The organism is Streptomyces katrae, from assembly GCF_002028425.1.
In the GTDB taxonomy this organism is placed as follows: Bacteria; Actinomycetota; Actinomycetes; order Streptomycetales; family Streptomycetaceae; genus Streptomyces; species Streptomyces katrae_A.
Genome location: NZ_CP020043.1, coordinates 79686 through 90282 on the forward strand (window position 1 = coordinate 79686; position 10597 = coordinate 90282).

Genomic DNA, 10597 nt, shown 5'->3' on the forward strand with positions numbered 1-10597 from the left:
GACGTTCCCTTCCGGTTCTCTCGGCAGATCGCTGGGACGGGGGTGGACGGACGGCCGCTGGGGTCAGCGCCAGGAGGACGGGGACAGCGCGGCCAGCAGGTCCCCGGGCGCGTCCATGAAGCCGTAGTGGCCGCCGCCGACCACCCGGAACTCGACCCGGTCCGCGTACCGGCGCCACCCCTGCAGGTCCTCGGCGCTCACATCGGTGTCGTCGCGCCAGTGCAGGACGACGACGGGGCAGTCCACCGGGGCCGCCTCGGTCCGCCGGTAGGCGCCGGCGGCGGCGTGGTCGCGGAGCAGGACGAACATGCCCAGGTCGATCATGTCGGGGCGGGGTTCGAGCCCGCGGCCGCGCACGAACGACTCCAGTTCGGCGCGCAGTTGCGGCTCGGTCAGGCCGAGCATCCGGTCGCGGGCGGCGTCGTGCGGGGCGGGCTGGCCCGACACGAACAGGCACCGCGGGCCGGGCAGGCCGCGCTCGGCGAGGCGCAGCACGGTCTCGTACGCGGGGATCGCCCCCGCGCAGTGCGCGAAGACCGCGTACGGCCGGTCGAGGTGCGGGGCGAGGGCGTCGGCCAGGCTGTCGGCAAGCTCCTCGTAGGTGCCGTAGTGGGGGTGCGCCAGCCGGTTCTCGCGGCCGGGGAACTGCACCGGGCAGACCTCGGCGCCCTCGATCGCGGCGGGCCAGGCGCTGAAGGCCGAGGCCCCGGACCCGGAGAAGGGGAAGCAGAACAGCCGGGCGGCGGCGTCCGCGGAGGGCGGCCGGACGAACCACGGCGAGGTGGCGGCGGTGCCCGCGGGCGCGGCGGTGGGGGTGCCGGAGGTCATGGGGTCCGCCGTTTCTTGCCGACGAGGGGCAGGTGGGTCATTCCGGCGATGAAGTACGACCGCAGGTGCTGCGGTTCACCGGCCGGTTCGAGGGATTCGAAGCGTGCGAGCAGTTCCTCGAAGAAGACGCGCAGGGTCATCCGGGCGAGGGGGGCGCCGATGCAGAAGTGCGGTCCGAAGCCGAAGGCGCCGTGGCGTTTGGCGCCGGCCCGGGTGATGTCGAAGGCGTGCGGATCGGGGAAGACGGAGGCGTCCCGGTTGCCCGAGCCGATCCAGGCCACGACCGCGCCGCCGGCCGGGACGGTGCCGCCGGCGATCTCGACGTCGCCCACCGCGTACCGCATGAAGTTGCAGGCGGCCGAGGTCCAGCGCAGGCCCTCCTCGACGAGGTTGGGGACCAGCGTCGGGTCGGCCGCCGCCTTGGCGTACTGCGCGGGGCGCTCCATGAGCGCGTCGACCGTGCCGGAGACGGTGTGCGGGGTGGTGACGTTGGCGCCCAGCAGGATGCTGTAGCCGTCGAGGGCGATCTCCTCGTCGGACAGCGCCTCGCCGCCCGGGCGGACGCTCGTGAGGTGGTGGAGCAGGCTCTCGTCCTCCTGGCCGGAGGCCCGGTGGGTCCTGGCCCAGTCCCGGACGTAGGTGAGGAGTTCGTGGTGGGAGATGGCCAGGGTGGCGGCCTCGCTGCCGAGGAGGAAGTGCGGGTCGGAGGGGGCCGTCACCATGGCGGTCAGCCGGACGAGCTCTTCCCAGTCCTTCTCGGGGATGCCGAGCAGCGGGCCGGTGACCAGCGCGGGCAGGAGCAGGGCCTGCTCGGCGAGGTCGAAGACGGCGCCGTCCAGGGCGGGTTCGAGGAAGCGCACGACCGTGGCGCGGATCCGGTCCTCCCAGACCTGGACCGCGCGCGCGGTGAGCTTGGAGCCGAGCGGCCGGCGGACCTCGGTGTGCCGCGGCGGGTCGGTGGAGGTCATCAGGACGCCGGCGGCGGGGTCGTCCGTCCCGAGGTGGGTGGGGACGGTGCCGCGTTCGGAGGTGAACTCGCGGTGGTCGGACAGGACCCGGCGGACGTCCTCGTAGCGGGTCACCGACCAGAACTCCCGGCCGTCCGTCAGGACCTGGTGGTGCAGGGGCGCCCGCTCCCGCATCACGTCCCAGACCGGGTGGGGATCGCCGCAGGTGTAGAGGTCCAGGTCGAACAGGTCGACGCCGGCGAGGTCGACGTCGCGCGCGGGACCCGGCGTGAGCCTCACGCCCCGGTCCTCTCCTGCTCGATCAGTTCGGCGACCCGGGCCGGGGTCTGCGCCAGGTAGAAGTCGCGCACGGACAGCTGGACGCCGTACTGCTCCGACACCCGCTCGATGATCTTGATGCCGCTCAGCGAATTGCCGCCGATCGCGAAGAAGTCGTCGTCCACACCGACCTCACGGCCGCCCAGGTGCTGTCCCCAGAGCTCCGCGATTTCCTGTCCCAACGATCCCATTGCCCGTCTGTCCTTCCTCCGACGGCCGGGGGTCCCCCGGCCGCGCCGTCCCGCCGGCGAGACACTTCCTCGAACGGCCGGACCGAGTCTCGCGTGGATGCCCGTCCGGCCACACCGCTTCGGCGGTGTCCCGGCGCTCGCCGGCCGGTGGGGTTGAGAGTGCGCCGGCCGGTCCTTTCCCGGGGACCGTCCCGCCGGCGGGACAGCGGAAGTCCGCCCACGGGTTGCCCCGCCCCGGCAGTGGCGTTCCTTGACCGGCCGATTCGCGTTCAGTGAACGTGATGGTGATTCAACGTCGTTAGAGGCGCAGTCGAACGAGGGGGAACGACGTGGGGCATACGGGTACGGACGCGGACGTGGTCGTCGCGGGCGCGGGGCCGACGGGCCTGATGCTCGCCTGCGAGCTGCGGCTGGCGGGCGTGGACGTGGTGGTGGTCGAGCGGCTGGCCGGGCGTACGGGCGAGTCCCGGGCCGGCGGGATCCACTCGCGCACCCTGGAAGTACTCGACCAGCGCGGGATCCTGGACCGCTTCCTGGCGGAGGGCGAACCGCAGCCGGTCGGGCATTTCTCCGGCCTCTATCTGGACTTCGACGAGTCCGAGTCGAGGCACCCCTATCCGCTGATGATCCTCCAGTCCGCCGTGGAGCGGCTGCTGGAGGAGTGGGCCGGCGAGCTCGGCGTGCAGGTGCGCCGGTCGGCCGCGGTCAGCGCGGTCCGCCAGGACGCGGACGGGGTGACGGTCGGGCTGGACACGGCGGACGGGGCGGCGGAGCTGCGCGCCCGCTACCTGGTCGGCTGCGACGGCGGGCGCAGCACGGTGCGCAAGCTGGCCGGCATCGGTTTCCCCGGCACCGACGCGACGATGACGGCGCTGATCGGGGACGTGGAACTGCCCGGCCTGCCCGAGGACTACGTGTGGGTGCGGCGCACCGCGGGCGGGGACTACTCGGCGATCGCCTTCGAGCCGGGCTGGTACCGGGTGATCACCTCCGAGTACGACCGGGTCGCGGACCGCGACGAGCCGGCGACGTTCGAGCAGCTGCGCGAGTCCCTGGTCAAGGTCGCGGGCACCGATTTCGGCATGCACAGCCCCAGGTGGGTCTCGCGGTTCAACGACGCCGCGCGGCAGGCCGACCGGTACCGGGCGGGGCGGGTGCTGCTGGCGGGCGACGCCGCGCACATCCATTTCCCGGCCGGCGGCCAGGGGCTGAACATGGGGGTGCAGGACGCGGTCAACCTCGGCTGGAAGCTGGCCTCGGTGGTCCGGGGCCAGGCGCCGGAGAGCCTGCTGGACAGCTACCACGACGAGCGCCACCCGGTCGGGGAGCGCGTGCTGCACAACACCCGGGCCCAGGCGGCCCTGGCCCGCCCCGGCGCCGCGACGGACGCGCTGCGCGAGGTGTTCGGCTCGCTCATGGTCTTCGACGACGTCAACCGGGTCCTGCGGCACATGCTGACCGCGCTGGACGTCCGCTACCCGGCCGGCGGCGACCATCCGATGGAGGGCCGCCGGGTCTTCGACGCCGACCTCAAGACGGACGAGGGCGTCATCGGCGTCTACCAGCTGCTGCACGCCGCCCGGCCCGTCCTGCTCGACCTGTCCGGCCGGGCCGGCCTGGCCGGCGTCGCCGCGGGCTGGGCCGGGCGCGTCGACCTCGTCGCGGCGCGCGCCGAGGAGGAGCTGTGGCCCGTTCCGCCGGTCGGCGAGGTGCCCGCTCCGGCGGCGCTGCTCATCCGGCCCGACGGGCACGTGGCCTGGGCGGCGGACGCCGGCGCCGAGCCGGACCTCGCCGCGCTGCGGGCGGCCCTGACCACCTGGTTCGGTCCGGCCCTGGCGGGGTGAGGCGGCGCCCCGCCGGTGCGGGGAACGCGTACGGCGGCCGCCGGGACCCCCTCCGGGTCCCGGCGGCCGCCGTCGTCGTGGCGGCTCTCAGGCCGGGCTCACGCCCGCTTCTTGAACGTGGAGACCGCCCAGACGTACCCGAGGAGGGCGAGGCCCACGCACCAGGCGACGGCCGCGAGGGCGTCGCCGCCCGAGGGGTTGCCGTTCAGCAGCCCGCGCAGCGTCTCGATGATGGGGGTGAAGGGCTGGTACTCGGCGAACTGCCGGATGCCCGTGCCCATGGTCTCCGCGGGGACGAACGCGGTGCTCAGGAACGGCAGCATGATCAGCGGCACGGTGGCCAGGCCCGCGGACTCCACGGTCTTGGCGGCCAGGCCCGTGGCGACGGTCAGCCAGCCGGCCGCGAAGCTCAGCAGCACGATGACGCCGACGACGCCGAGCCAGTCGAGGGCGCTCGCGGCCGGGTCGAAGCCCATGGCGAAGGCCACGCCGACGATGGCCGCGCAGGCCACCAGGCAGCGCACCGAGGTGATGACGACGTGCCCGGTCAGCATGGCGCCGCGGGAGACGTCCATGACCTTGAAGCGGTTGATGATGCCCTTGGTCATGTCGTCGTTCACCGCCGTGGCGGTCGCCCCGAGCCCGTAGCTGATGGCCATCACGAGCAGGCCGGGCGTGGCGTAGTCGACGTAGTCCTCGCCGACGCTGAAGGCGCCGCCGAACACCCCGACGAACATGAGCATGATGATGATGGGGAACAGGACCGCGTTGAAGACCGTGACGGGGTTGCGCACGGTGTGCTTCAGGTTGCGGCGCAGCATGATCGCCGAGTCGGCCAACGGCGTCGAGACCGTGCTCACTGTGCGATCGCCTCCTTGCTGGTGTTCTGGGCGCCCGCCGACTGGTCGGTCAGGGCGAGGAAGACGTCGTCGAGGTCGGGGCGCTGCACCGAGAACTCCTCGGCGTCGATCCCGTGCGCGTCGAGCCGGTCCAGCAGAGCCCGCACCGAGCGGGTCTCGCCGTCGCCGGGCACGCGCAGGGTCAGCTCCTCCTCGTCGCGGGTGGCCTCGAGCAGGACCCGGGCCGCGGCGTCGAGTCCGGCGAGGTCGGCGAAGCGGAAACGGACGTGCGTGCCGGGGATCTGGCGCTTGAGCTCCTCGGGGGTGCCCTGGGCGACCAGGCGGCCCTGGTTGAGGACCGCGATCCGGTCGGCGAGCTGGTCGGCCTCCTCCAGGTACTGGGTGGTGAGGAAGATGGTGGCTCCCTCGGCGACCAGTTCGCGGACGATGCCCCACATGGTGCGCCGGCTGCGCGGGTCGAGACCCGTCGTCGGCTCGTCCAGGAAGATCACCTGCGGCTTGCCGACCAGGGTCATCGCCAGGTCCAGCTTGCGGCGCATGCCGCCGGAGTAGGTGGACGCCTGCTTGTCCGCGGACTCCGCCAGGTCGAACCGCTCCAGCAGCCCGTCGACCAGGCTGCCGCCGTCGCGCACGCGCTTCAGGTCCGCCATCAGCTGCAGGTTCTCACGGCCCGTCAGCAGCTCGTCGACCGCGGCGAACTGGCCGGTCACGCCGATGGCGCCGCGCACCTGCCGGGTCTCGGCGGCCACGTCGTACCCGGCGACCCGCACGGTGCCGGCGTCGGCTTTCATCAACGTCGTCAGGACGTTGACCGTCGTCGTCTTGCCCGCCCCGTTGGGGCCGAGCAGGGAGAAGACCGATCCCGCGGCGACGTCGAAGTCGATGCCGTCGAGCACGACCTTGTCACCGTATGCCTTACGCAGCCCTGAAACTGCGATCGCTGAGCTTCTCATGCCTCCACTTTCCTCTTCGGGCCTGTCATCGACCTGTCACGCTGCTGACACGGCGCTGGAGCGCATCGCTGCTGATCAGAGGGACTGCCGCGCGATCAGGTCGAGGACCTCGCGGCCGGCGTCGACCAGGTACATGTGGTCGCCGGGGAATTCCGCCCAGGTGAAGGCGGCGGTGGTCGCCGCCTGCCACTGGCGGGCCTCCTGCGCGCTGACCAGGCCGTCGTCGGCGCCGCGCAGCGAGCAGATCGGCACCGCCAGCGGTACGTCGGTGCTCGGTACGTAGCTCTCGTGCATCTCGCAGTCGGCCTGGAGGACGGGGAGGATCAGCTCCCGCATCTCCGGGTGGTCCAGGGCCTCGTGCCGGAACCCCGCGAACTCCTCGACCCTGGCCAGGAACTCCTCGTCGGGCAGGCCCGCCGCGCGCCGTTCGCGCTGGGTCCAGGGGCCGGGGGAGCCGCTGACGACCAGCCGTTCGACGTGGACGCCGCGGGCGCCCAGCAGGTGGGCCAGCTCGTAGGCGAGGACCGCGCCCAGGCTGTGCCCGAACAGTACGGTCCGGGCCCCTTCGCCGAGGTCGGCGACGACGTCGTCGATCACGCCCTTGGCGGCTTCCTGGACGTTGCGGTAGGGCTCCTCCAGGATCCGCCGCTCCCGGCCCGGCAGCTCCACCGAGGTGACGCGCCACCGGTCGGCGGCCAGTTCCCGCCAGGGGTGGAAGAACGAGGGGCCCGCTCCCGCGAACGGCACGCACAGCAGGGTGGTCGTTGTCATCGCGACCAGCTCCGATCATCGGTTGCAGGGTTCGCCGGGTTCGTCATGCGAGGTCCGCCAGCTTCGCGTTCAGGACCTCGAAGACCTCGGACACGGGTCCGGGCAGGTTCATCTCGTGGTGGGTGGCCGCCACGTCGTACTCCTCGATGGTGCCCAGGACGTAGGGGCGCCACAGGTGGGCGTACCGCTCGTCCTTGAGGGTGGCGTGGAAGAAGACGATGTCGCCGTTGTAGACGGGGGATTCCCAATCCATCATCAGGTTGGTGTTGTTGGCGAGGACCTTCGACATGTTGTCCAGGAACTCCTGCTGGTTCCCGGTGCCGATGTACTGGCCGAAGAAGTCCTCGAGCTCGTCGCGGTAGTCCTCCACCGTCTTGTCGCGGTGGATGTCGGACCAGCCCTGGCCGCCCGGCTGGGAGTCCAGGACGGCCGTGAGGGCGATCTCGTGGCCGCGCCGGTCGAGGCCGGCGGCGACGGCCTGGACGAGGGTGCCGCCGTAGGACCAGCCGACCAGGTTGAAGGGGCCCTCGGGCTGGACCGCCAGCATCTCCTCGATGAAGTGGTCGACCATCTCCTCGATGGACTCCACCAGCGGGGCCCGCCCGTCGGCGCCGCGCGACTGCAAGGCGTAGGCCTGCCGGCCCTGCACGTGCGTGACGAAGCTGAAGTAGGCCCAGCCCAGGCCGCCTCCGCCGTGGAAGAACCACAGGGGCTTCTTCCCCGTGCCGGGGTCGCTGTTGAGGGGCAGGACGACGCCGAACGGGTCGGCGACCTCGTCGGGGACGGCTCCTGCGAGCAGCAGGGCGGCGAGCTCGGCCACCGTCGGGAACTTGATGATCGTCCTGAGCGGCAGTTCGACGTCGAAGTCCTTGCGGATGCGGACGCTGAGCCGGGTGGCCAGCAGGGAGTGGCCGCCGAGGGCGAAGAAGTCGTCGTCGACGCCGACGTGCTCCCGGTCCAGCAGTTCGCGGAAGACGGCGGCGAGCCTCTCCTCGTGGGAGTTGCGCGGCGCCCCGCCGGCCGCGGCGGGGGCGGGCCCGTCGGGCAGGGCCTGCCGGTCGAGCTTGCCGTTGGGGGTCAGCGGGATCTCGGAGAGGGGGACCAGCGCGGAGGGCACCATGTAGTCGGGGAGGCGTCCGCGCAGGTACGCGGTGAGCTCGGGGAGCAGTTCGGCGGGGCCGGCGGCGTCCGCGCCGGGGACCACGTAGCCGACGATGCTCCGGTCGCCCTGGCGGTTCTCGCGGACCACGACGGCCGCCCGCGCCACGTCGGGGTGTCCGGCGAGGACGTGCTCGATCTCGCCGAGTTCGATGCGGAAGCCGCGGACCTTGACCTGGTGGTCGGTGCGGGCGAGGTATTCCAGGGACCCCGACTTGTTCCACCGCACGAGGTCGCCGGTGCGGTACATGCGGGCGCCGGCGGGGCCGAAGGGGCAGGGCACGAACCGTTCGGCGGTCAGGTCCGGACGGTCCTGGTAGCCGCGCGCGAGTCCGTCTCCGGCGATGTACAGCTCGCCCTGGACCCCGCGCGGGACGGGGCGCAGCCGCGCGTCGAGCACGTACACCTGCGTGTTGCCGATCGGTGTGCCGATGGAGACGCTGCCCGCGCCGGCCTTGAGGGGCGCGGTGGTGGACCAGGTGGTGGTCTCCGAGGGGCCGTACCAGTTGCCGGCCTCGGCGGCCTGTTCGGCCAGGGTCTCGGCGAGGCGGAGGGGGACGGCCTCCGCGCCGGTGATGATGCGCAGGCCCCTGGCGGCGTCCGGTTCGTGGGCGAGCAGCATCTGCCAGAAGCCGGGGGTGGCCTGGACGACGGTGACCGCGTGGCGGCGCAGCAGGGCCGTCATGGCCGACGGGTCGGTGACGGTCTCCTTCTTCGCCAGGACCATGGTGGCGCCGCAGACGAACGGCAGGTACAGCTCGGTGTTGGCCATGTCGAAGGAGACGGTCGTGCTGAACAGCATCCGGTCGGCGGCGGTCAGCGGGAACCGGCTCCGTGCCGCGGCCAGGAAGTTGGCGACCGCGCCGCGCGGGACGGCCACGCCCTTGGGGGTGCCCGTGGAGCCCGAGGTGTAGATGACGTACTGGGTGTTGTCGGGGCGGACGTCCACCTCGGGCGGGGTGTCCGGGCAGTGCTCCCAGTCGGCGGCGGCCAGGGTGTCGGCGTCGAGGACGAGGGCCGGCTTCGCCTGGCCGAGGACGAACTCGGTGCGCGAGCGCGGGTGGTCGGGGTCGATGGGGATGTAGGCGCCGCCGGCCTTGAGGACGGCGAGCAGGGCCACCGGCAGGTTCGCGGTGCGGGGCAGGCTGACGGCGACCAGCGACTCGGGACGCACCCCGCGGCCGACGAGCCAGTGCGCGAGCCGGTTGGAGCGGGCCTCCAGCTCGCGGTAGGTGAGCGTCTCCTCCTCGGCGATGAGGGCGGGGGCGTCGGGGGCGGCTTCGGCCTGCCGGCGCAGGGCCTGGGCCAGGCCGCCGTCGAGGGTGGGTGCGGCGGTGTCGTTGACCTCGGTCAGCAGCAGGTCCCGTTCGCCGTCGACCAGGACGTCGACCTCGCTGATCCGGACCTGCGGGTCGGCGGCGAGCTGCTGCAGGACGCGGGCGTAGCGGGCGGCCATGTCCTCGACCGTGTCCCGGTCGAAGAGGTGGGTGGCGTAGGAGATGTCGCCGCGCAGGGCGCCGGTCTCGTCGGTGGTCATGCTGAAGAACACGTCGACCTGGGTGGTCGCGAGGAGGGCCTGGCGGTATTCGACGTCGAGGCCGTCGAGCGCGAGGGACCACCTCTCGGTGTTCTGCCAGCCGCACATCACCTGGAAGAACGGCCGGTAGGCGGCGGAGCGGTCGGGGTTGAGCTGTTCGACCAGCACCTCGAAGGGCACGTCCTGGTTCTCGTAGGCGGTCAGCGCCTTGTCCCGGACCTGGGCGAGGAGGGCGGCGAAGGTGGGGTCGCCGGAGAGGTCCATGCGGATGACGAGGTTGTTGACGAAGCAGCCGATGAGGTCGTTCAGCGCCTCGTCGGTCCGGCCGGCGATGGGGGTGCCGACGGGGATGTCCTCGCCGCCGCCGAGCTTGCCCAGCAGGACGCCGAGGGCGGCCTGCATGACCATCGACATGGTCAGTCCGCGCCCGTCGGCGAGCTTCTGCAGCCCGGCCATGACCTCGGCGGCCACGGGGATGGGGACGGCGTCGCCGTCCGTGCCGCCCTCCACGGAGCGGGGGCGGTCCAGCGGGAGGTCGAGCGGCTGCGGCACGCCCTCCAGTTCGCGGCGCCAGTAGGCGACCTGCTGGGCGCCCAGGCTCTGCGGGTCGGCGAGGTCGCCGAGGACCTCGCGCTGCCACATGGTGAAGTCCTTGTACTGGACGGGCAGCGGCTCCCAGCCGGGCGCCCGCCCGGCCCGGCGCGCGTTGTAGGCGGTGGCCAGGTCCCGGGCCAGGGGGGCGCCCGAGCTGCCGTCGGAGGCGATGTGGTGGATGACGAGGACCAGGACGTGTTCCTCGGGGCCGCTGCGCAGCAGCCGGGCCCGCAGGGGGATCTCCTTCTCCAGGTCGAACCAGTGCGCGACGGTCTCGTCGACGGCGGCGGACACGCCCTCGGGCGCCACGTCCGTGACCGGCACGGCCACCTGCTCCAGGGCCTCCTCCAGCGGGAGGATCAGCTGGTGGGGCTCTCCGTCCTCGTCCGTCCGGTAGACGGTGCGCAGGATCTCGTGCCGGTCGACCAGGTCGCCGAGCGCTGCGAGAAGGGCCTCCTGGTCCAGTCGCCCGGTCAGCCGGAACGCCGAGGAGATGTTCCAGGTCTCCGCACCCTCCAGCTGGTGCAGGAACCATGTGCGACGTTGCACGAAGGACAGCGGGATCATTGCCTCAC

The 10597-nt window shown here is 72.5% G+C and carries 8 protein-coding genes; 1 reads left to right on the forward strand and 7 read right to left on the reverse strand.

Annotated elements, in window-relative coordinates; translation table 11 throughout:
* Positions 1-63: 63 nt before the first annotated feature.
* From B4U46_RS34655 to B4U46_RS34665, 3 genes are read right to left on the reverse strand one after another with little or no spacing between them, the layout of a single operon-like run.
* Positions 64-828, reverse strand: a complete 765-nt coding sequence (locus tag B4U46_RS34655) for a thioesterase II family protein (protein WP_079432232.1) — start codon at positions 826-828, stop codon at positions 64-66.
* On the reverse strand, positions 825-2075 hold the full coding sequence (locus B4U46_RS34660) for a cytochrome P450 (RefSeq protein ID WP_079432233.1): 1251 nt from the start codon (positions 2073-2075) through the stop codon (positions 825-827). Before B4U46_RS34660 ends, B4U46_RS34655 begins: the two co-directional genes overlap by 4 nt.
* Positions 2072-2305 carry a phosphopantetheine-binding protein gene (locus B4U46_RS34665; protein WP_079432234.1) on the reverse strand — a complete coding sequence of 78 codons (234 nt, stop codon included), beginning with the start codon at positions 2303-2305 and terminating at the stop codon, positions 2072-2074. Before B4U46_RS34665 ends, B4U46_RS34660 begins: the two co-directional genes overlap by 4 nt.
* Positions 2306-2634: 329 nt before the next feature.
* On the opposite strand from B4U46_RS34665, the gene B4U46_RS34670 reads away from it, so the two are divergent.
* A complete protein-coding gene (locus B4U46_RS34670; RefSeq protein WP_221265299.1) occupies positions 2635-4149 on the forward strand; it encodes an FAD-dependent monooxygenase in 1515 nt (504 codons plus the stop codon).
* Positions 4150-4247: 98 nt separating this feature from the next.
* On the opposite strand, the gene B4U46_RS34675 is transcribed toward B4U46_RS34670, so the two are convergent.
* The 4 genes from B4U46_RS34675 to B4U46_RS34690 all read right to left on the reverse strand — a co-directional run bounded on the left by B4U46_RS34675 (position 4248) and on the right by B4U46_RS34690 (position 10589).
* Entirely contained in the window at positions 4248-4970 is a 723-nt protein-coding gene (locus B4U46_RS34675; RefSeq protein WP_079432391.1) for an ABC transporter permease, read from the reverse strand.
* Between the two features lie 35 nt (positions 4971-5005).
* On the reverse strand, positions 5006-5962 hold the full coding sequence (locus tag B4U46_RS34680) for an ATP-binding cassette domain-containing protein (RefSeq protein WP_079432236.1): 957 nt from the start codon (positions 5960-5962) through the stop codon (positions 5006-5008).
* A 75-nt stretch (positions 5963-6037) separates the two neighbouring features.
* Entirely contained in the window at positions 6038-6733 is a 696-nt protein-coding gene (locus B4U46_RS34685; protein ID WP_079432237.1) for a thioesterase II family protein, read from the reverse strand.
* Between the two features lie 43 nt (positions 6734-6776).
* Positions 6777-10589, reverse strand: coding sequence for a non-ribosomal peptide synthetase (locus B4U46_RS34690; protein WP_079432238.1), 3813 nt, complete (start codon positions 10587-10589; stop codon positions 6777-6779).
* Positions 10590-10597 lie beyond the last annotated feature (8 nt).